The following is a 20,240-nucleotide window of genomic DNA, read 5'->3' as shown; positions in this document are numbered from 1 at the left end:
AGCCAAGCACTTCAGATGGCACCTCCTAGACGTACTGCTCGGCGTCGATCAGCGCCGGGGCCTTGACGTACACCGTGCGGTTCTCGACCGGGATCCGGATCGCGCGAACTTCAGCGGGCACCCGCACCGTGTGCGGCGCCGCCCCCACCACGGTCAGCCGGTTCTCGGCACCAACGACCACGACTCGTGTTTCGGGCCGCACACGGACGACCCGCGGGCCGGCGAGCCGTTGCGAGATGATGAACACCGTTGCCGTGTCCGCTCCGGTCCCGGAGTCCACGACGAGCACCAGCGCGCCCGGCACGATGCCCAAGTCCACGCCGGAACCACTGTCCGCGCCGAAGACGTGGACGATGACTCCCGCCGTGTCGGTCGCGCTACCTGTATCCGGGGCGTTGGGCCACGCGCCAGTGGAGTCGGTCCAGGTCGCGGCGTCTACCACAGCCACAGTGCTGCATGCGGTTGCCGTATCGCCGCCAGCTCCCGTATCTCCTGCTGCGGTGATGGCCGCCACGGTGGCTGTGTCCGTGCAGGCCCCAGCGTCCGCGCCCCGATCTCGGACGCTGGCCGAGTCGATGCCCGAGCCGGTGTCGCCGGAGAGCGCAGTGTTCGAGGCGAAGGCAATATCGGTGCCCGTGCCGGTGTCGGCCTCCCGAACCCGGACGCTGGCGCTGTCCGAAACCGAACCGGAGCCGGCCCCCACCATGGTCGCCAAGATCAGCAGACCGACCTCGGTGCCCAATCCGGTGTCGCCGGCGCCCACGGCACCGGTCGCCGCGTCGGCGGACGGGGCCAGCGCGGCGACTGTCGCGGTATCGAGGCTGGCCCCGGTGTCGCCGTCGGCGATGGTGGCCCTGACAGCGGTGTCATCGGCCAGTGCGCCAGGGTCATCGCCCAGCTTCGTGGCCAGAGCGGAGCCCGCCTTCGGGTGGATCGGGCGAAGGGAGGAAACCGGGTACGAGCGCCCGATGCGTGCCACGGCCCAGCCTCCCTACCGCCTTCGAACTCAGTTCAGAGAAAGAGCACCCGAACGGCCCATAGGCGCTCGCGTCTAACGCGCCATGTTCCCTCATTCAGCCCAGCCTGGGCTGGGGGCATTCTGCCTGGACTGCTGTATCCGGAGGCTTCATGGTCGTCATAGCTCTGCTGCTGCCCGCCGCACTCATCCTGATCCTCTTCGGGATGGACGCCGTCGAGAACATCTTGTTTCCTCACTCGCCGGCTGACCCCGCCGGCCAGGAGGAATAGGTCGTCACTGGGGGCGTCATCAGCTGCCCACTGCCGTCGTCGTCATTCCTCCCACACCAGGTAGCAGGACATGTTGATCGTGGTCCCGGTCGTCACTCGGATACGCAGAGACGTACCGGACCCGATCTCAGGCTCCCGGCCGAGCGGGAACTGCTGCTTGAACTGCTGGCCCCACTCGTGCTGATAGGCCAGCAAGCGCGTGGAAGTGATGTCAGCGTGACGGTCGTGAAGGCAATGAAACTCCATCACACGGAGTACCCCGGGGCTCCCGATGATGCGGTGTTCGCCAAGGGCCCCATGTTCGCCCGGGTGCTGTGGCCGGAGGCCGTGAAGAAGGCAGGGCTGCCGCAGAGGACCGGAATGCACACCTTGCGGCACACCTACGCGAGTGTGCTCATCGCACACAAGGCCGGGCCAAAGACCGTGGCCACGCGACTCGGCGACACCGTCGAGGTCGCCATGGCCACGTACGCGCACCTGTTTCCGGACGAAGATCAGGGCACTCGCGAAGCTGTCGAAGACTTCCTCGGGAGTGCCCCAGATGTGCACTGAATGTGCACTGCGTCGATCTGCCTGACACAAAACCCCAGGTAGACCGACATAAAGCGCCCGATTCGGACGATCCCCCGCGTCGCCCGAATCAGGCAGCCTGACCGGATGCCCTGCTCAGACCGGCAGAAATCCGGCGCCTGCCGAGTATACTGGCTCCCAGCCAGTCAACGCAGGAGTACAGCATGTCCCCCCGGAGCGCATCGGTCAATGAAGCCTTGCGGCGGCGCTCCCGGGAGCGGCTGCTCCAGGCGACCGTCGATCTGGTCGGCGAGCGGGGGTTCGAGGCGACGACGCTCGGCGACATCGCGGAGCGCGCGGGGGCGGCCCGCGGCCTGATCTCGTACTACTTCCCCGGTAAGCGGCAGCTGCTGCAGTCGGCCGTGCACCGCCTGATGCATCTGACGCTGCAGGCGGCGCTGGAGCGGGAGCCGCAGCCGAGCGGCCCCGATGCCGGGCGGGAGCTGCTGGCCCGCGCCATCGACGCGATCCTCGGGCTCGCGCGCGACCGCCCGCTGCTCATGCGGACCCATATGGCCGGAATTCTGACGGCCGAGGGATTCATCCAGTGCCCCGAGCAGCAGCGGCTGGCGCAGTTGCTGCGCGGGGTGGTCGTCGCGTACGGATCGCCGGAGCCCGACGCCGACTACCCACTGCTGCGGGCGCAGTTGATGGGTTCGGTGGTGCCGATGCTGCTGCCGGGGGCCCAGATCTCACAGGCGCTGATGCGCGCCGAGCTGTTCCAGCGGTACGGCCTGGAGTGGGAGCTGGGGACGCCGCCGGAGGAGCAGCCGCCGGGCGGCCGTCACGCGGGAACGGCGCCGGGCCCGTACGCCGCCGAGCGGGCCGGGACGTGACCCGGGGGCGCCGTTCAGCGCTTGTTGTGACGTGGCGTCAGGAATCCTTCGTCGCGGGCTCCGGCGATCAGGCGCAGCGCCCTGCGGCGGTTGCGGCCGGTGGCGTTCATGACGGCCAGCACCGGGTCCTGGCCGTTGCGCTGCGCCGCACGGTAGGCGTCCGCGGCGAGCTTGCGGCGTTCGGTGGTGCGTGACCGGGTGAGGACGGCGGGCCCGGCCGGCTCTGCGGACTCGGTGGGCCCGGCGGATTCGGCGGACTCGGTGGGCCCGGCGGGCTTCGGGGTGCGGTCGTAGACGAGGGCCGCGGGCGCGGTGAACGCGGCCGCCGCCGTACGGCCGATGTCCCCGGAGCCGGTCCCCGGACCGCAGAGCACGCCCTCACCTCGGACGACGGCGTCGACCGGTGCGGCCTCGGCCTCCTCCGCGCGCCGGGCCCCGATCACCTCGTCCCCCGCCGCATCAGGATCCGCTCCCGGGGCGGGCTCCGGTTCCGGGTGCGGCTCCAGCCCCTGACGCCCCTTGCGCGGCCGTCCCGTCGCCAGCCGGCAGGCCTCGTCCAGGGGGCCGTCGATCCAGCGCGCCAGAGTGGCCATGCCGTCGAGCGTCAGGGGCGGATCGGCCCGCATGTCCTCGACGGTGAGGCCGTCGTCGGAGACCGTCACCAGGACCTCGATCCAGGCGCCGCCGGCGAAGGTCAGCCGGGCGCTGAACCAGGGCCCCAGCGGATCGAGGCGGGGCGGCGGGGCCTCGAACCCGAACGGTCCGTCCGGGTCACCGAGGACGGCGGACTCCGGCGCGGGCGCGGCCGAACCGCACCCCTGGAGTTCCCAAGCGGGCCACTCCATGGCCGCGTCCCGAGCTTTATATCGGCTATTAACGGTATAAAAGTCGCTTTCCGACACAGGGAAAAACGTAGCTCCCTGTTCATCAGCCCCAGTGGCGCGGCACGCTCATCGCACCGGGAGCAACCCCGATAGCTCATCTCCCGTCGCGGGCCCGCCGGTGCGATCCTGGGGGTACTCCGCGGAAGGGGCCACCCGTGCTTCGTGTCGCAGTCATCGGATCGGGACCGAGCGGTGTGTACACCGCGCAATCCCTGGTCGAGCAGCAGGCCGTACCGGACATCGAGGTCTATGTCCTGGACCGGCTGCCGTGCCCGTACGGTCTGGTCCGCTACGGCGTCGCGCCGGACCACGAGAAGATCAAGTCGCTGCAGGGCAACCTGCGTACGGTCCTGGAGCACCCCCGGGTGCATTTCCTGGGGAATGTGGAGGTGGGCGCCCCGGGACTGGGGGCGGCGGAGCTGCACGAGATCTTTCACGCGGTGGTGTTCTGCGTGGGGGCCGCCACCGACCGTCACCTCGGCATCCCGGGCGAAGACCTCCCCGGCAGCCACTCCGCGACCGACTTCGTCTCCTGGTACAGCGCGCATCCGGACGCCGCGGCCGCCCGCTTCGCCCTGGCGGCCCGCTCCGCGGTCGTCATCGGGGTGGGCAATGTAGCCGTCGATGTGGCCCGGATCCTGGCCCGCGGCGCCGCGGAGCTGGCCACCACCGACATGCCCCAGGGGGCGCTCGGCGCGCTCACCGACAGCCGCGTCGAGGACATCTGGATGGTGGGCCGACGCGGCCCCTCGCAGGCCAAGTTCACCACCAAGGAGCTACGGGAGCTGGGGTCGCTGCCGGGTACGGAGGTGCTCGTACGGCCCGAGGAACTGGCGCTGGACCCGGCGTACGGCGATCCGTCCGGCCTGCCGGCCGTGGGGCGGCGCAATGTCGAGGTGTTGCGCGGCTGGGCGGAGCGGCCGGCGACCAAGGGGGCGGTGGGGTCGGGGCCGGCCCGGCGGATTCATCTGCGGTTCTTCCTGCGGCCGGTCGAGATCGCCGGCGACGGCGCCGACGGGGTGCGCGCGGTCCGGTTCGAGCGGACCGCGCCGGACGGGCGCGGCGGGGTCACCGGGACCGGCGAATACGAGGACATCGAGGCGCAGTTGGCGCTGCGCTCGGTCGGCTACCGGGGGACGCCGCAGGCGGGGCTGCCCTTCGACGAGGCGCGCGGGACGGTGCCGCATCTGGCGGGTCGGGTGCTGCGGGACGGCGCGCCCTGTCCCGGTGTCTATGTGGCGGGCTGGATCAAACGCGGCCCGACCGGGGTGATCGGCACCAACCGCCCGTGCGCGAAGGAGACCACGGCGTCGCTCCTGGAGGACGCGCCCGCCCTGGCGGAACGCGGGACGACGGACGAGCCGGTGGTGGCGGCGCTGCGGCGCGCGGGGCAGACACCGGTGCCCTGGACGGGGTGGCTGGCCATCGAGGCCGCGGAGGCGGAGTGGGGTCACCGGCTGGGCCGCGGGACCGTCAAACTGCCGGACTGGGAGCGACTGTTGGAGGCGGCGCGCGCCGCCGGGTGAGCCCGGCGCGCAGGCGAGTCCGTACGGGGGTCCGACCGGGCTCCCGTACGGGAGCGGGTCAGCCGTCGCCGAGGCGCCGGGACTGGAGTTCCGCCGCGCGCAGCACGCCGTCGATCAGGCCGGGGAAGAGCGCGTCCAGGTCGGCCCGGCGCAGCCCGTTCACCTTGGCGGTGCCCCGGTAGATCTGCTGGATGACGCCGTGCTCGCGCAGCACCCGGTAGTGGTGTGTACAGGTCGACTTGCTGACCGGCAGCTCGATGTCGGCGCAGGTCAGCTCGCCCTCGGCGGCCAGTGCGCAGACGATCCGCAACCGCATCGGGTCGGCGAGGGCGTGCAGGACGTCGACGAGGGCGATGTCCTCGCGGGCCGGGTGTGCCAGGGACCGGGCGCCGGCCGGGGCGCCCTTGGACGTCGTATCGGTCGTCATGACGGCTCCTGGGTGCTGCTCGGTCAGCGGGCCTTCATTGTACGAGGAACATCGTAGTTTGACATCCACCGTAGTACGACGGCTATCGTACGAGCGCATCAAGCCGAAGCACTCGCGAACCGACCCCCGGAGAATGCCGTGAGCACGCTGTTCCAGCCCGTCACCCTGCGGTCCCTGACCATCGCCAACCGCCTCTGGATGGCACCGATGTGCCAGTACTCGGCGGCGGCCACCGGGCCCGACACGGGCGTCGCGAACGACTGGCACTTCGCCCACTACGCGGCGCGGGCGGCCGGCGGCACCGGCCTGATCCTCACCGAGGCCACCGCCGTCAGCCCGGAGGGCCGGATCAGCCCGTACGACCTCGGGATCTGGAACGACCGCCAGGTGGCGGCGCTGCGCCGGATCACCACCTTCCTCAAGGAGCAGGGCACCGTCCCCGGCATCCAGCTCGCGCACGCCGGCCGCAAGGCGTCCACGGACACCACCTGGCACGGCGGCGGCCCGCTGACCGCCGACGAGGGCGGCTGGACCACGGTCGCGCCGAGCCCGCTGCCGTTCGACGAGGGGCACCCGGTCCCCGACGAGCTCGGCGTGGCACAGATACAGGAGATCGCCGGGAAGTTCGCGGACGCCGCGCGGCGGGCGCTGGATGCCGGTTTCCAGGTCGCCGAGATCCACGGCGCGCACGGCTATCTGATCGGCCAGTTCCTCTCGCCGCACACCAACCACCGCACCGACGAGTACGGCGGCTCGTACGAGAACCGGACCCGCTTCGCCCTCGAGGTGGTGGACGCGGTGCGCGCCGTATGGCCCGAGGAGCTGCCCCTGCTGTTCCGTATCTCGGCGACCGACTGGCTGACCGAGAACGAGGACGACGAGCGCGAGGGCTGGACCGCCGAGGAGACGGTGCGATTCGCCGCCGATCTGCAGGCGCACGGGGTGGATCTGCTGGACACCTCCACCGGCGGCAATGCGCCGCGGGCCCGGATCGCGAGCGGTCCCGGGTACCAGGTGCCGTTCGCGGAGCGGGTGAAGCGCGAGACCACCCTGCCGGTCGGGACGGTGGGCCTGATCACCGAGGCGCGGCAGGCCGAGAAGATCGTCGCGGACGGCCAGGCGGACGTGGTGCTGCTCGGCCGCGAACTGCTGCGCAACCCGTCCTTCGTGCGCCACGCGGCCCGCGAGCTGGGCGGCGAGGTGGCCACCCCGCAGCAGTATCACCGGGCCGTCTGACCTGCACGGACACGCTTCGGAACGCCGTTGTCAGTGGTCGGGTGCACACTGACCACTACCTGAGACAACGGCGTTTCGGAGGTGCTTCGACATGACTGACGTGCTCCTCGCGGTGGGCACCCGCAAAGGCCTCTTCCTCGGCCGACGGCGGCACGGCGAGTGGGAGTTGAGCGGCCCGCATTTCGCCGCGCAGGCGGTGTACTCCCTCGGGATCGACACCCGCCGCGGCACACCCAGACTGCTGGCCGGCGCCGACAGCGCACACTGGGGCCCGTCGGTGTTCCACTCCGACGACCTGGGCGAGAGCTGGCGGGAGCCCTCGCGCCCGGCGGTGAAGTACCCGAAGTACACCGGGACTTCACTGGAGCGGGTGTGGCAGCTGCATCCGGCCGGCCCCGCCGCCCCCGACGTGGTGTACGCCGGCACGGAGCCCGGCGGGCTGTTCCGGTCGGCGGACGGCGGCGAGACCTTCGAGCTGGTGCGGCCGCTGTGGGACCACCCGAGCCGGGAGAGCTGGGTGCCGGGCGGGGGCGGGCTGGCCGTCCATACGGTGATCACCGACCCGCGGGACGCCGCGGCGGTGACGGTCGCGGTCTCGACGGCCGGGGTGTTCCGCACCCTCGACGGCGGCGCGAGCTGGGCGCCGTCGAACCACGGCGTCAAGGCGGTCTTCCTGCCCGACCAGCACCCCGAATTCGGCCAGTGCGTCCACAAAATCGCCCAGGACCCGGTGGACCGCGACCGGCTCTATCTGCAGAACCACTGGGGCGTCTATCGCAGCGACGACGCGGGGGCCGAGTGGACCGACATCGGCGACGGACTGCCCTCGGACTTCGGTTTCGCGGTGGCCGCGCATCCGCGCCGGGGCGACGTCGCCTACCTCTTTCCCATCACCGCCGATATCGACCGGGTGCCGGCCGATCACCGCTGCCGGGTCTACCGCACGGCCGACGCCGGCGGCAGCTGGGAGCCGCTGAGCGCCGGGCTGCCCGAGGAGGACCACTACGGCACGGTGCTCAGGGACGCGCTCTGCGTCGACGACGCCGACCCCGCGGGCGTCTATTTCGGCAACCGCAACGGCGAGGTGTACGCGAGCGCGGACGACGGCGACAGCTGGCAGCAGCTCGCCGCCCATCTGCCGGATGTGCTGTGCGTACGGGCGGCCGCCGTGGGATGAGCGCGGGCGTCCCCGGAGACGCGGCGGGCGGCCTCGGCCGGGGACCGGCAGGCGACCGGGCAGGGATTGGCCATGGATTGAGGGCGAGCGGTGTTCGGCCAGTAGGGTGATCTCGTGGCTGCACGACCTCTTCATGACATCGTTGAACCGGGCTGGGCCAAGGCACTTGAGCCCGTCGCCGGACAGATCGCCGCGATGGGCGACTTCCTGCGGGCCGAGATCGCCGCGGGACGGACGTATCTCCCGGCCGGCAGCAATGTGCTGCGCGCCTTCCAGCAACCCTTCGACGAGGTGCGGGTGCTCATCGTCGGCCAGGACCCCTACCCCACTCCGGGGCATGCGGTCGGGCTGAGCTTCTCGGTGGCGCCGGATGTGCGCCCGCTGCCGGGCAGTCTGGAGAACATCTTCCGCGAGCTGCACTCCGACCTCGGGCTGGCCCGGCCGTCCAACGGCGACCTCACCCCCTGGACCGAGCAGGGCGTGCTGCTGCTGAACAGGGCCCTGACGACGGCGCCGCGCAAGCCCGCCGCGCACCGCGGCAAGGGCTGGGAGGCCATCACCGAGCAGGCGATCCGCGCGCTGGTGTCGCGCGGCGCCCCGCTGGTGTCGGTCCTGTGGGGCCGCGACGCGCGCAATCTGCGGCCGCTGCTCGGCGATCTGCCGGCCGTCGAATCGGCGCACCCCTCCCCCATGTCCGCCGACCGCGGCTTCTTCGGCTCCCGGCCCTTCAGCCGGGTGAATGATCTTCTCGTGCGGCAGGGGGCGCAGCCGGTGGACTGGAGGCTGCCGTGATGCCGGGCGATATCGTGCCCGCATGACGAACGCGAACATCCCTGCGGGTTGGTACACCGACCCGCAGGGCACCCCCCAGCAGCTGCGCTGGTGGGACGGCTCCCAGTGGACCGGACACACCCATCCGGGACAACAGCCGCAGGCACCGGCCCCCACCCAGGCCCGGACCCAGGCGTCGCATCCGGCGCCGCAGACTCTCCAGAAGCAGGCCCCCCAGCAGGCCACGCACACCCCGCAGCAGACCGCCCCCCAGCAGGCCCCTCAGCAGGCCGCCGGGCAGCCGATGCCCCAGCAGCACGCGCCGCAGCAGTACGCACCCCAGCAGCCGGACCGGCCCCCGTATCAGGGCGGACCGCAGGCCGGCGGCGGCAGCCTGTTCACGGAACCGGTCCTGGTGGTCAGCCAGAAGGCCAAGCTGATCGAGGTCACCAACGAGTACGGCGTCTGCGACCAGCACGGCAACGCCCTGGGCACGGTCGTCCAGGTCGGCCAGAGCACGGCCAAGAAGGTGCTGCGGGTCGTCTCCAGCCTGGATCAGTACATGACCCACAAGCTGGAGATCCGCGACGCGTACGGGCAGCCGCAGCTGGTGCTGACCCGGCCCGCGAAGATCATCAAGTCCAAGGTGCTGGTGCAGCGGCCGGACGGGCAGCCGGTCGGTGAGATCGTGCAGCAGAACGCCATCGGGAAGATCAACTTCTCGATCATGGCCGACGGCCGGCAGATCGGCGCCATCAAGGCGGAGAACTGGCGCGCCTGGAACTTCGCCATCGTGGACCACACCGACACCGAGGTCGCCCGGATCACCAAGACCTGGGAGGGGCTGGCCAAGACGCTGTTCACCACCGCGGACAACTACGTGCTGCAGATCCACCGGCAACTCCCCGACCCCCTGCTGAGCCTGGTCGTCGCCACGGCACTGACCGTCGACACCGCACTCAAGCAGGACGCCCGCGGCCTTGGCTGACCCGGCCCGGCGCGGTCCGTTCGTCCTGGGGGCCGACTCGGGCGGCTCGGGGCTGCGGATCGCCCTCGCCCGCGCCGACGACGGCCGCCCGCCCCGCCCGCTCGCCACCCGCGCCTCGCAGGAGCCGGTCCGCACCGGCGCCGCCGGTATCGACGCGGCCCATTTACTCTCCCAACTGGTGCCCGCCGCCCGGGAGTTGCTGGACGACGCGGGCGCGGACGGCATCGCCGCGATCTGTATCGGCGCCGCCGGGATGGCCACGCTGGGAGACGATCTGCGCGCCCGTCTGCCCGCCGCGCTGGCCGAGGCGTTCGGGGTGCACCACCTGGCGCTGGCGGCCGACGCGGTCACCGCGTACGCCGGGGCGCTGGGCCAGCGGCCGGGTGCCGTGGTCGCGGCGGGCACCGGCATGATCGCCATGGGGACGGACCTGACGGCGGCGGGCGGCTGGCGCCGCGCCGACGGCTGGGGCCATCTGCTGGGCGACTGCGGCGGCGGCGCCTGGATCGGCCGCGCCGGACTGGAGGCGGCGATGCGCGCGTACGACGGCCGGCCGGGCGGCTCGCACGCCCTCCTGGCGTGCGCGCAGGCGCAGTTCGGACCGGTCACGGGGCTGCCCGGTGCGCTCTACCCTCGCCCGGACCGCCCCGCCGTACTGGCCTCGTTCGCGCCGGAGGTGGCCCGCTGCGCCGCCGACGCCGACCCGGTGGCCGCCGGCATCCTGGAGGACGCCGGGCGCCATATCGCCGATGCCGCGGCCGCGGTCTGCCCGCCCGGTGGCCACCCCGTGGTGGCGCTGACCGGCGGCCTGTTCCGGATGGGCGAGCCGCTGCTGGCCCCGGTGCGTACGGCGCTCGCCGAACGGCTGCCGTACGCCCGCCACGAGACGGCCGCGGGCAGCCCCCTGGACGGCGCTCTGACCATCGCCGCGGCGCTGCCCGAAGGCCGCCTGAAACTCCCCGTCGACCCGAAGTTGTTGCAGATCACACGCCCTATGGGGTGACCGCGCCACCTCAACGCGCGGGATAAATCGGGACGGATACCTCGACGTCGAACCCTCCCTCCGCGCGGGAGGGGTCCGAGGCGTTAGCATGCGGCGCCATGAGTTCCCCCACTGGGCCCGCACCTGGCTCGCCCTATTTTGACGCCGAATCCCCGAGCCCGGGGGCCGCACCCGGCCTGCCCGTACGAATGCCGCGCGCACGGCAATCCGGCCGCCACCGCAAGCCGGAGCCGCTCGCCGCACCCGAGGGCGCACCCGCCCTGGTGCTGGCGGTGCCCGGCACCCCCACCCCCGCCTCCCGCAGCCTGGCGGAAGAGGTCTCCAGCATCGCCCGCTCGGAGCTGCCCGGCCTCGACGCCCGGATCGGCTATGTCGACGGCGGCGACGACGAGTTCCCGGCGCTGGAGGCCGTCCTGGCCCAGGCCGGCGCCGAGCAGAAGGAGCGGATCGGCCACGACGGGCCGACCGACCAGCCCGCCGCGGTGGTCGTGCCGCTGCTGGCGGGTCCGGACAGTTCGCTGCTGCGCCGGATACGCGAAGCCATCATGAAGAGCGGCTCCGGCGCCGACCTGACCGATGCCCTCGGCCCGCACCCGCTGCTCGCCGAGGCGCTGCACGTCCGGCTCTCCGAGGCCGGCCTGGCGCGCGCCGACCGGGCCCGCCTGTTCACCGTCGCCACCGCGGCGGACGGCATCATCCTGGCCACCGTGGGCGGCGAGGAGGCCGTGCAGGCCGCCGGGATCACCGGCATGCTGCTCTCCGCGCGGCTGGCCGTGCCGGTGCTGGCGGCCGGGCTGGACGAGGCGGGCGCCATCGCCCGTACGGCGGAGCAGCTGCGCGCCTCCGGTTCGCAGCAGCTGGCGCTGGCCCCGTACCTGATCGGCCCCGAGCTCGCCGACGGCCTGCTGGGGGCGGCCGCGGCGGAGGCGGAGTGCGCGGCGGCGGAGGCGCTCGGCGCGTACGGCGCGGTGGGCCGGCTGGTGCTGTCGAACTACGCCGCGACGGTGGGGATCACCCTGCAGCAGGGCGCACCGGTCCGTTAGGACCCGGCCCCCAGGGCAGACCTTCGAGGGCCGCCTCGCGCACTGCGCGGGGCGGCCCTTCGCACGTCCGGGTGCGGGCGGGCGGCGCAGGCGCCCCTCAGATGGCCTGCGGAAACTCCGGGCGCGCATGGGGTGGCCGGGCCGGCGCGCGGCCGCGAGCGGCCCCGTCAGGGCCCTTCCTGGCGCGCCGACGGCTACGGTGCGGAGGGTGCGGAGGGTGCGGAACGGATGACGTGCCACGTCCCGGCCTTGGACATCCGCGCGAGGCCACCGTGAAAAGACCAGGAAAGGAAGGCGCCATGTCGAACGCCGATGTCGTCCGCGCCTGTTTCGCGAGCTATCTCGCCCAGGACCGCGCGGCCATGGACCGGTTGCTCGCCGAGGACTTCGTCTTCACCAGTCCCCTGGACGACCACATCGACAAGGCCGCGTTCTTCGACCGCTGCTTCCCGACGGCGCACCGGCTGCGCTCGCAGGAGATCCTCGAGGCCGTGCCGGCCGGCGACGACCAGGTCTTCGTCCGGTACGAGTACGAGCTCACGACCGGCGAACGCCATCGGAACGTCGAGGTGATGACCGTGCGCGCGGGCAGGGTCACCGAGACGCAGGTGTACTTCGGCGGGCGCTTCCCGCAGCGCTGAACGCGGGCCGGGCGAAGACCACGCAGGACGCCGCCGGCGCATCGACGGATCCGGACCTGGCGGGGATGCCGGTGTCCGGGTCGAGGGTGAACCACGTGACGTCGCCGGAGCGTTCGTTGGCGGCGTAGAGATGCCGCCCGTTCGGGTGCAGTGCCAGGTCACGGGGCCAGTGCCCGCCGCACGGGACGGTCGTGCGGAGCGTCGCGGTGTCCCCGGATGCGTCGAGGGCCAGTACGGAGATGCTGTCGTGACCGCGGTTGGCGGCCCAGGCGAACCGGCCGTCCTCGGCGATGACCAGCGCGGAGGGGAAGGTTTCGCCGAGGTGCGTGCCGCCTCCGTCCGTTGACTGGTCCTGGGCGGCGGAGCGCGCGTCGGAGCCGTCCGGGAGCAGGCGGGTCTCGCCCAGTGGCGTGAGGGTTCCCCGGTCGGCGTCCCAGCGGCAGAGGGTGACCGTCGGGTCGAGTTCGTTGATGACGTAGGCGCGGTCACCGCGTGGGTGAAAGGCGAGATGGCGCGGTCCGCTGCCGGGGCGCAGGGCCACCTCGTCCCGCACGGTCAGCGCCCCGTCGGTGCCGTTGAGGGCGCACACCCGGACCGAGTCCGTGCCGAGGTCGACGCTGAGCAGCCAGCGGCCGCTGGGGTCGGGCAGCACGGCATGGGCGTGCGGGCCTTCCTGACGGTCGCTCCGGGGGCCGCTGCCCTGGTGGGCGAGGACCGCGGCGCGGTCGCCGAGGGCGCCGTCGGGCCGTATGGGGAGCGAACTGACGCTGCCGGAGCTGTAGTTGGCGGTGATCAGGTGGCCGGCGGCCAGGGTGAGGTGGGTGGGATCGGCGCCGCCCACCGGGACCGTGGGTCCGATCGGCGCGGGCCCCTCCGGGGTGAGGGCGAACGCCGCCGCGGCTCCTTCGGGGAGCTCGCTGACCGCGTAGAGGTACCGCCCGTCGGGGCTGGGGGCCAGGTAGGAGGGGTTGGGTACGGCGGCGGTGGAGCGTTGCAGGCCGAGCGCGCCGGTCCCCGGGTCGACGTCCGCGGTGGTGATGCCGAGACCGCCCGCGGACGTGAACGAACCGATGTATGCCCGCAGGTTGTTGTCCGTCGTCCCCATGGGTCTGCCCTTCGTCCGCCTGCCGCCGCGCGCCGCCCGTGAGAGGTTCCCGGGCGACGCTAACAGCCGGGGCGCGGCATGGGTGCGGATGGCCGGAATCCGCCCGTGCGGGTGTGCCCCGGCGCGTCCTCAGAAGGCCGCGAACGGGGCGCGCGCCGGAGCCGCGGACGGGCCGGGCCCGAGGGCGGTGGGCGCGCGATCCCGGACGTACACGACGGCCCCCGGGGTGGAGACCTGTCACGCCTCCTGCTGGCTGATCGGCGCGTTGACCTGGGGTGATCGGGCGGCGTAGCCGTGGTGTCGGCGGCATGTCGGGGACTGTCGGTCCGATGTCGGCGGGGTCTGGCAGCTTTCGAGAGGTCCTGCCGGGTGCCCATCCGGCCGGGAGTTGGGGAAGGGAATCTCTCGTGCATGACGTAGTGATCGTGGGCGCCGGCCCGGTCGGTCTGTTCCTCGCCTGCGAGCTCGGCCTCGCGGGCTGCTCTGTCCTGATGCTGGAGCGGGAGCCGGAGGGCCGCTCCCCGTTCAAGGCGAAGCCGCTAGGAATGCGGGGCCTGTCCGCCGCGTCGGTCGAGGCCTTCCACCGCCGCGGGATGCTGCACCGGCTGCTGACGGCATCGGGTGTCCACGACGGTCCCGGCGCGGACCTCGACGCGCACGAGCCGCCGCCCCCTCGTAGCGTGGGCCATTTCGCCGGCATGGTGCTCGATCCGGCCCAAGTCGACGTCGCCGCCCTGCCGTACCGGCTCCCCGGCCCGGCGACGGAGGGCATGCCGACCTACCTCGACGTGGTCGAGACGCTGCTGTCCGAGCGGGCGTCCCGGCTCGGCGTGGACATCAGGTACGGCGTGCCGGTCTCCGCCCTCGCCCGGAACGAGGAGAGCGCGGTCGCGCGAGCCGGCGAGCGGGAGTACGCGGCGCGCTGGGTCGTCGGCTGCGACGGCGGACGCAGCGCGGTCCGGAGGCTCGCGGGCTTCTCATTCGTCGGCACCGAGCCGCAGTTCACCGGCTACACCATGCACGCCACCGTCGCCGATCCCGAGAAGCTGCGCTCCGGATTCAACCTGACGCCCACGGGCATGTACCTCCAGCCCGCGGAAGGGCACATCGGCATGATGGACTTCGACGGCGGCGCGTTCGTCCGCTCGCAGCAGCCGACCCGCGACCATCTCCAGGCGGTGCTGCGCCGGGTATCCGGCACCGACGTGACGCTGAGCGACGTGCACCTCGCCTCGAGCTTCACCGATCGGGCGATGCAGACGACGACCTACCGGCGGGGACGCGTCCTGCTCGCGGGCGACGCCGCCCACATCCACTCGCCCCTTGGCGGGCAGGGCCTCAACACCGGCATCGGCGACGCCATGAACCTGGGGTGGAAGCTCGCGGCGACCGTGCACGGGTACGCGCCGGACGGGCTGCTCGACACCTACACCCGCGAGCGCCATCCGATCGGCGCAGGAGTGCTCGACTGGTCGCGCGCCCAGGTGGCGGTCATGCGGCCGGACCCGCACGGCCGGGCGGTCCAGGGAGTGCTGCGCGACCTGCTCGGGACCCGTGACGGAACGACCTACGCGTTCGAGCGGATATCGGGATCGTCGATCCGTTACGACCTCGGCAGCGAGCATCCACTGGTCGGCCGCAGCGCCCCGGACCTCCACCTCGAGGACGGCACTCGCCTCGGCGACCTGATGCGGGACGGACGGGGCGTCGCGCTCGATTTCAACACCGGCCGATGCCTGCGCGGTGCAGCGAGGGGCTGGGAGAGCCGGATGCGGTATGTGGCCGGTCCGGCGAGAAACGACCTCGGGCTGGGTGCCGTGCTCGTCCGGCCCGACGGCGTGGTCGCCTGGGCAGGTGATCGCGCCCCTGATCGTGAAGCGTTCGAGCGGGCCGCCGGCCGGTGGTTCGGCGGTCCGGAAATCTGACGCCGCTCCCTCGTTCTCCTCAGTGGCCACCCCGTTCCCGTTTTCCTCTTCTCACCCGAGTTCAAGGAGTCCATATGACGATCACTGTCCGACCGGGAAGCACCGTGATGTTCACCGGCGATTCGATCACCGACTGCCAACGGCTGGAGAGCGAGGACGGCCTCGGGTTCGGCTACCCGCTGCGCGTCGCGGGCGAGTGGGGACTCCGGCACCCGGACCGGCCCGTTACCTGGCTGAACTCCGCGATCGCGGGCCACAAGGTGAGGGACCTCGAACCCCGGTGGCAGACGGATGTGCTCGATGCGCGCCCGGACGTGGTGTCGATCCTCGTCGGGGTCAACGACATGGGCTGGCACACGCTGGACCCGGAGGGGTACGTGATCCCCGTGGCGGAGTTCGAGGCGGGCTATGACCGCCTGCTCGCGCCGCTCGCCGAGGCGGGCACGCAGCTGATCCTCATCGAGCCGTTCCTCCTGCCGGTTCACGGCGTCGTCGACGCCGGTGTCGCGGTCATCGGAGAGGAGGAGCGAAAGGCATGGCGCACCGACCTGGACCCGAAGATCCAGGCGGTGCGCAGGCTCGCCCACAGGTACGGCGCGCAGCTGCTCGCCGCCGACGGCATGTTCGCCGAGCTCGCCGCGACGACCGGACCGGAGTACTGGGCCGCGGACGGCGTACACCCGACGCCGGCCGGTCACGCGGCACTCGCGGCGGCCTGGCTGCGTCTGGTCGCGTGACCGGGCCTCGCGATCACCGGCGACACCGGCGATCGCGGAGAGCTGCAGCGGCCGGGCCGCCCCGGGTGGGCCGCGGGAACCGGGGGGAGCGGGCGACGGGAATCGAACCGCGCTCCGAGCCCGGGAAGCTCAGGCGCCCATCGGGATCCGGTCGGCCCGGCCGAGAGGCACCGCGAGCGCAAGCAGGGTCTGCTCCAGGGCGTGCAGATGGGCCAGGTGGGCCAGCTCGGGTCCGCCTACGCCGGTGTGCCCCACGGCCTCGGCCTCGGCCTGGCTGCGGCGCCCCTCCAGCGGGGCGTCGGTGAGCGCGTCGACAGCGGCCTCCACCCGCCAGCAGGCCGCGACGAGCCGGGCATCGTGCGAGGCCTCCGGGTCGGCCGCGACGGACGCGAGGCCCCGCACCTCGCGCGCACAGTCGTCGAGCAGCGCAATCACCTGTCGGGCCCGTCCCTTGCGCGCCCTCAGGGGACTGAGCGGATGCACGAGCGGGACGAGCGAGAACCGCACACGAGCGATGATCGCCTCCAGCTCGGCGACCCGCGGCGCCGGATCGGCATCGCCGTGCCCCGCGAGCCGGGCGGCGGCCTCCGCGGTGCACGCATGCACACACCGCACGGCCCGCTCCACCCCCTCATCGGTGACGGAGTGCGTCGTCACGGGCAGCACGAAGAGCACCGCGAGAACGGCGCCCAGGGCACCGACAGCCGTTTCGCCCACCCGGAGGGCGAGCAGCGCCGGGTCGAGCACGCCCAGCAGCCCGTACAGCATGCTCGCCATCACCGTCACGGCGAGCATCATCCAGGTGTACGAAACGGCCGCGGTGTAGAAGATCCCGAAGATGCTGAGGGCGACGATCACGGCCGCCGCGACCGGCTCATCGTGCAACGGCACGGCGACGGCGAAGCCCAGCACCACCCCGAGCACCGTTCCCAGGAACCGCCGGAACCCACGGACGAGCGTCTCGCCCCGCGAGGTGGTGTTCACGAACACCCACCAGGTGGCGCCCACGGCCCAGTACCACCGCTGGTCGGACAGCACCTGCCCGGCCGCAAGGGCGAAGGCGGCTCCCACGGTCGCCTGCACGGCCTGCCGCGTCGTGATCCGCGCGAGGCCCGTCCCACCGGCCGGCGCGGCGACCGCGTCGGGCGCCGGCAACCGCCGCTCGTAACACCAGACACCGAACCGCACCACCGACGACGCCACGAGCGAAAGCAGCACGGCGGCGTACAGCTCCGGGAGCTGCTCGGGAACGGTGTGCAGGAACTGCGCCGCGAAATAGGTCATGAACGCGAACACGCCCAGCGAGTGCCCGCGCGGTCCCCACCGCCGCGCGTACACCCCCGCCCCGACGACGGCCAGGAACGCCAGGTCACGCGCGAGGGGCAGATCGTGCAGCAGGGCCGCGAGCGCAAGCACCGGAAGGCCGACGACCGGCAGCAATACGGTCGTCACGGCCTGGCCGCGCACGGTCGGATCAGTGACCGTGAAAAGGGCGAGCAGGGCAGCCAGACCACCGGTGATCGCGGCGACGAGCGAATGCCCGGCCACCCCGCACAACGTCACTGCGAGCCCGATCCCGATCACGGCCCGAGTCGCGAACCGCAGACGCATACGCCCCGGATCCGACGCCATGAACGCCCCCTTCAGCAAGATGCCCCGCCCCTTCCGCACACAGGTGCACCGCGACATGAGAAAGGCGCCGCGGGGATCCGCAGCGCCATCGACACCCACATTTCAGCACCCGGTCGGCCGATGGCTCAACCGCACCCGAAATCACTGGACCAATGGCCCGGCGCATGGCGGTTCGCGGCTACCGCCGACGGGCCATTGGCCCACTCGCCACACTCGTCTTCACGTCGCCGCCGACGCGGAGGAGGCCGTGGTCAGCACGTCCCGGTGACACGTGCGGCGACCTTCTCCACCGGGCCGGCCGCGTCCCCGACGAGATCCGTTCCGCCCTGCGGCGGAAACCAACCGGTCCACAACTCCCGGCGATTCCCCCTCATGCGCCTCGTTGCGCCTGGTGCCCACTCGCAGGATGCGGGCGGGCACCGTTGGCGCTCCGCACGAGGTCACCAGGGCCTTTCCGGCCCTGGCTCAGCGGACCGGCGACAGGTCCTAGCAGTCGCAGCCGCAGCAGTCACAGCCGTCGCAGCAGCAGTCGCAGCCGCTGCAATCGCAGTCACAGCAGTCGCAGTCCTGGCAGCACCCCTCGCGCTTCTTGCGCGACCAGGGCCCCTCGTAGTGGTTGGCGCAGCAGATCTGGCAGGTGCAGAACAGGCCGGTGAAGGCCGCGCATCCGGCGAAGAAGCCGCGGGGCTTCTTCGGCTGGTGCGGGATCCGCGGCAGCCCGCCCTCCGCGTCGCCGGAGCCGCCGCCATGGCCTCCGTGCCCGCCGCCGTGCCCCCCTTCGTGGCCGCCACCGGGTCCGGCCGGCGGCACCGGGCCCCCGATGTACGGGGCCTGCGGGCCGTTCAGCTGCTGCCCCTGGACGTACGGGCCACCGGCCGGTGCCTGCCCGTACTGCGGCGGCTGCCCCTGGCCGGTCGCCCCGTGCCCCTGGTGGGCGCAGGTGGACGTCCCGAAGGCGCGGTCCACCGAGCGCCGCAGTTCGTGCACCAGCAGCACATGCACCAGGGCGGAGTCGGCGAACTCCACATCGCGCAGCGCGAGGCGGATGCCGTGCACGGCGTCGTCGCACAGGCGGCGGGCCTGCGCGGTGGTGGCGCCGGTGGCGGTGAGCGGGTTCCAGGCGCCTTCGGCGGCGTCGGCCGCGCGGTCCTCCACGGCGTCGAGGAGGTGCGCCAGCCGCCCGAAGAGCCGGCCGGCCTCGGCCAGCGGCGCGGCGTTGCCCGGCCGGCCCGCGAGCACGGCGGTGTGCGCGAACGCCGCGGCGGTGGCGGTCTCGGTCGGTTCGGTGATGACCGTCAGCGGGGTGCCGGGCCCGGCCAGCTCCTCGATGCCCACCTGGCGGTCGACCGCGTCGACGAGGAGCGCGGTGTCAAAACCGAGCGTGGCACCGGTGCGCGCCCCGGCCCGGTCCCAGCCCGCGGCGACCTTCCGCGCCGCGGCGGCCACCGGGCGGCGGCGCAGCAGTCCGTTCCGGTCGGCGACATGGTCGCGTATCTTCGCCGAGGCCAGGACGAGGGAGACCGAGGCCGCCAGTCGCGCGCCCGCACCCTTCGCCACCGAAGCGGTGCGCATGCCCCGCAGCGGGCAGGGCCCCGCGGTACGGCGCGCGGCGTCCGCCGTGCCGGTCTGAGCGTCCGTCAGTACGGACACGATCAGCCCGTCATAGTTCGTGACGACCCGGGCGAACTGCCCGTGATCGGCCCGCAGCGCGAGGCAGAGGCCGCACAGATGCGCCATCCACTCCGCCTTGAGCCCTTCGGACAGGCGATGGGAACAGGGCCTGACAATTCCGAACAATGCGAAAACCCCCCGTGGGACAACGTCGGCATGAACCGAGACAGATCGGCAGCGGGACGAAAATCTACCGGTCGCACCGGCTGACCTGCACACACCCCTCGCATCGGATCCCGCGATGCTGACATGTCATCAGATCGCGGGCGACGGCGCCATTGGTACAGTCCAGAGGACACCACCCCGTGACCGTGAGGATCCCGTCCGACCATGCCCGTCGACGCCCTGGACGCCAAGATCCTCCGGCTGCTGCTGGAGCAGCCGCGCACCAGCGTGCGGGAGTACGCGCGGGTGCTCGCGGTGGCCCGCGGGACCGTTCAGGCGCGGCTGGACCGGATGGAGCGGGACGGGGTGATCACCGCGTACGGCCCCCGGTTGTCGCCCGCGGCGCTCGGGCACCCCGTACTGGCCTTTGTGCACATCGAGGTGACACAGGGGCATCTGGAGGAGGTGGCCGGCGCGCTGGCGCAGGTGCCGCAGATCATCGAGGCGTTCTCGACGACCGGCGGCGGGGATCTGCTGACCCGGGTGGTGGCCCGGGACGCGGCGCATCTGGAGGATGTGATCCAGCGGCTGATCAGCATCCCCGGCGTGGTCCGCACCCGTACGGAGATGGCGCTGCGGGAGCGGGTGCCGCACCGGATGCTGCCGCTGGTCGAGTCGGTGGGCGGCGGCGCCGCGACGTCACGGTGAGCGGCGC

20 protein-coding genes are annotated in these 20,240 nt (G+C 72.6%); 13 read left to right on the top strand and 7 right to left on the bottom strand.

Going from position 1 to position 20,240, the window contains the following annotated elements; translation table 11 throughout:
- Positions 1-25: 25 nt before the first annotated feature.
- Positions 26-979, bottom strand: coding sequence for a hypothetical protein (locus AC5677_RS34350; protein WP_497191787.1), 954 nt, complete (start codon positions 977-979; stop codon positions 26-28).
- Between the two features lie 311 nt (positions 980-1,290).
- Positions 1,291-1,443 (bottom strand): hypothetical protein, encoded by a 153-nt coding sequence (locus AC5677_RS34345; protein ID WP_497191786.1) that lies wholly within the window; start codon positions 1,441-1,443, stop codon positions 1,291-1,293.
- A 21-nt stretch (positions 1,444-1,464) separates the two neighbouring features.
- Between AC5677_RS34345 and AC5677_RS34340 the strand changes: the two genes are divergently transcribed.
- Positions 1,465-1,800 (top strand): hypothetical protein, encoded by a 336-nt coding sequence (locus AC5677_RS34340; RefSeq protein WP_497191785.1) that lies wholly within the window; start codon positions 1,465-1,467, stop codon positions 1,798-1,800.
- Between the two features lie 182 nt (positions 1,801-1,982).
- On the top strand, positions 1,983-2,654 hold the full coding sequence (locus AC5677_RS34335) for a TetR/AcrR family transcriptional regulator (protein ID WP_497191784.1): 672 nt from the start codon (positions 1,983-1,985) through the stop codon (positions 2,652-2,654).
- A 14-nt stretch (positions 2,655-2,668) separates the two neighbouring features.
- Here AC5677_RS34335 and AC5677_RS34330 read toward each other — a convergent pair whose 3' ends face one another.
- A complete protein-coding gene (locus tag AC5677_RS34330; protein WP_497191783.1) occupies positions 2,669-3,499 on the bottom strand; it encodes a DUF6214 family protein in 831 nt (276 codons plus the stop codon).
- A 194-nt stretch (positions 3,500-3,693) separates the two neighbouring features.
- Here AC5677_RS34330 and AC5677_RS34325 point away from each other — a divergent pair, with 194 nt between their 5' ends.
- A complete protein-coding gene (locus AC5677_RS34325) occupies positions 3,694-5,064 on the top strand; it encodes an FAD-dependent oxidoreductase (protein ID WP_497191782.1) in 1,371 nt (456 codons plus the stop codon).
- Positions 5,065-5,122: 58 nt separating this feature from the next.
- Here AC5677_RS34325 and AC5677_RS34320 read toward each other — a convergent pair whose 3' ends face one another.
- Positions 5,123-5,491, bottom strand: a complete 369-nt coding sequence (locus AC5677_RS34320) for an ArsR/SmtB family transcription factor (RefSeq protein WP_497191781.1) — start codon at positions 5,489-5,491, stop codon at positions 5,123-5,125.
- 138 nt (positions 5,492-5,629) lie between these two features.
- Between AC5677_RS34320 and AC5677_RS34315 the strand changes: the two genes are divergently transcribed.
- From AC5677_RS34315 to AC5677_RS34285, 7 genes are all read left to right on the top strand, one after another.
- Positions 5,630-6,727, top strand: a complete 1,098-nt coding sequence (locus AC5677_RS34315; RefSeq protein ID WP_497191780.1) for an NADH:flavin oxidoreductase/NADH oxidase — start codon at positions 5,630-5,632, stop codon at positions 6,725-6,727.
- 91 nt (positions 6,728-6,818) lie between these two features.
- The gene (locus tag AC5677_RS34310) at positions 6,819-7,904 is read left to right on the top strand and encodes a WD40/YVTN/BNR-like repeat-containing protein (protein ID WP_497191779.1); all 1,086 of its coding nucleotides are present in this window, start codon (positions 6,819-6,821) and stop codon (positions 7,902-7,904) included.
- A 114-nt stretch (positions 7,905-8,018) separates the two neighbouring features.
- On the top strand, positions 8,019-8,696 hold the full coding sequence (locus AC5677_RS34305) for a uracil-DNA glycosylase (RefSeq protein ID WP_497191778.1): 678 nt from the start codon (positions 8,019-8,021) through the stop codon (positions 8,694-8,696).
- A 22-nt stretch (positions 8,697-8,718) separates the two neighbouring features.
- Complete coding sequence (locus AC5677_RS34300) at positions 8,719-9,663, top strand: LURP-one-related family protein (protein WP_497191777.1); 945 nt, start codon at positions 8,719-8,721, stop codon at positions 9,661-9,663.
- On the top strand, positions 9,656-10,666 hold the full coding sequence (locus tag AC5677_RS34295) for an N-acetylglucosamine kinase (protein WP_497191776.1): 1,011 nt from the start codon (positions 9,656-9,658) through the stop codon (positions 10,664-10,666). The genes AC5677_RS34300 and AC5677_RS34295 overlap by 8 nt, the downstream gene beginning before the upstream one ends.
- 98 nt (positions 10,667-10,764) lie before the next feature.
- The gene (locus AC5677_RS34290) at positions 10,765-11,709 is read left to right on the top strand and encodes a sirohydrochlorin chelatase (protein ID WP_497191775.1); all 945 of its coding nucleotides are present in this window, start codon (positions 10,765-10,767) and stop codon (positions 11,707-11,709) included.
- A 299-nt stretch (positions 11,710-12,008) separates the two neighbouring features.
- The gene (locus AC5677_RS34285) at positions 12,009-12,350 is read left to right on the top strand and encodes a nuclear transport factor 2 family protein (protein ID WP_497191774.1); all 342 of its coding nucleotides are present in this window, start codon (positions 12,009-12,011) and stop codon (positions 12,348-12,350) included.
- On the opposite strand, the gene AC5677_RS34280 is transcribed toward AC5677_RS34285, so the two are convergent.
- Positions 12,304-13,455: a lactonase family protein gene (locus AC5677_RS34280; RefSeq protein ID WP_497191773.1), complete on the bottom strand. Its 1,152-nt coding sequence runs from the start codon at positions 13,453-13,455 to the stop codon at positions 12,304-12,306. The genes AC5677_RS34285 and AC5677_RS34280 overlap by 47 nt on opposite strands.
- Before the next feature lie 407 nt (positions 13,456-13,862).
- On the opposite strand from AC5677_RS34280, the gene AC5677_RS34275 reads away from it, so the two are divergent.
- Together AC5677_RS34275 and AC5677_RS34270 are read left to right on the top strand one after the other, a co-directional pair.
- Complete coding sequence (locus tag AC5677_RS34275) at positions 13,863-15,380, top strand: FAD-dependent monooxygenase (RefSeq protein WP_497191772.1); 1,518 nt, start codon at positions 13,863-13,865, stop codon at positions 15,378-15,380.
- Positions 15,381-15,454: 74 nt separating this feature from the next.
- Positions 15,455-16,117, top strand: coding sequence for a GDSL-type esterase/lipase family protein (locus tag AC5677_RS34270; protein WP_497191771.1), 663 nt, complete (start codon positions 15,455-15,457; stop codon positions 16,115-16,117).
- Positions 16,118-16,246: 129 nt separating this feature from the next.
- Here AC5677_RS34270 and AC5677_RS34265 read toward each other — a convergent pair whose 3' ends face one another.
- Positions 16,247-17,749, bottom strand: coding sequence for an FUSC family protein (locus AC5677_RS34265; RefSeq protein WP_497191770.1), 1,503 nt, complete (start codon positions 17,747-17,749; stop codon positions 16,247-16,249).
- 486 nt (positions 17,750-18,235) lie between these two features.
- Positions 18,236-19,546 carry a DUF5685 family protein gene (locus AC5677_RS34260; RefSeq protein ID WP_497191769.1) on the bottom strand — a complete coding sequence of 437 codons (1,311 nt, stop codon included), beginning with the start codon at positions 19,544-19,546 and terminating at the stop codon, positions 18,236-18,238.
- Between the two features lie 204 nt (positions 19,547-19,750).
- Between AC5677_RS34260 and AC5677_RS34255 the strand changes: the two genes are divergently transcribed.
- On the top strand, positions 19,751-20,233 hold the full coding sequence (locus tag AC5677_RS34255) for an Lrp/AsnC family transcriptional regulator (RefSeq protein ID WP_497191768.1): 483 nt from the start codon (positions 19,751-19,753) through the stop codon (positions 20,231-20,233).
- The last annotated feature ends 7 nt before the right edge of the window (positions 20,234-20,240 follow it).

The organism is Streptomyces sp. JLSY215, from assembly GCF_059682825.1.
This window is presented reverse-complemented; position numbering and strand designations above follow the sequence as displayed.

What these genes read in the sequence shown, in the direction of transcription:
- AC5677_RS34320 (WP_497191781.1), bottom strand. Translation starts at nt 5,491, where the DNA reads ATGACGACCGATACGACGTCCAAGGGCGCCCCGGCCGGCGCCCGGTCC.
- AC5677_RS34300 (WP_497191777.1), top strand. Translation starts at nt 8,719, where the DNA reads ATGACGAACGCGAACATCCCTGCGGGTTGGTACACCGACCCGCAGGGC.
- AC5677_RS34265 (WP_497191770.1), bottom strand. Translation starts at nt 17,749, where the DNA reads ATGGCGTCGGATCCGGGGCGTATGCGTCTGCGGTTCGCGACTCGGGCC.
- AC5677_RS34280 (WP_497191773.1), bottom strand. Translation starts at nt 13,455, where the DNA reads ATGGGGACGACGGACAACAACCTGCGGGCATACATCGGTTCGTTCACG.
- AC5677_RS34270 (WP_497191771.1), top strand. Translation starts at nt 15,455, where the DNA reads ATGACGATCACTGTCCGACCGGGAAGCACCGTGATGTTCACCGGCGAT.
- AC5677_RS34255 (WP_497191768.1), top strand. Translation starts at nt 19,751, where the DNA reads ATGCCCGTCGACGCCCTGGACGCCAAGATCCTCCGGCTGCTGCTGGAG.
- AC5677_RS34310 (WP_497191779.1), top strand. Translation starts at nt 6,819, where the DNA reads ATGACTGACGTGCTCCTCGCGGTGGGCACCCGCAAAGGCCTCTTCCTC.
- AC5677_RS34290 (WP_497191775.1), top strand. Translation starts at nt 10,765, where the DNA reads ATGAGTTCCCCCACTGGGCCCGCACCTGGCTCGCCCTATTTTGACGCC.
- AC5677_RS34285 (WP_497191774.1), top strand. Translation starts at nt 12,009, where the DNA reads ATGTCGAACGCCGATGTCGTCCGCGCCTGTTTCGCGAGCTATCTCGCC.
- AC5677_RS34335 (WP_497191784.1), top strand. Translation starts at nt 1,983, where the DNA reads ATGTCCCCCCGGAGCGCATCGGTCAATGAAGCCTTGCGGCGGCGCTCC.
- AC5677_RS34330 (WP_497191783.1), bottom strand. Translation starts at nt 3,499, where the DNA reads ATGGAGTGGCCCGCTTGGGAACTCCAGGGGTGCGGTTCGGCCGCGCCC.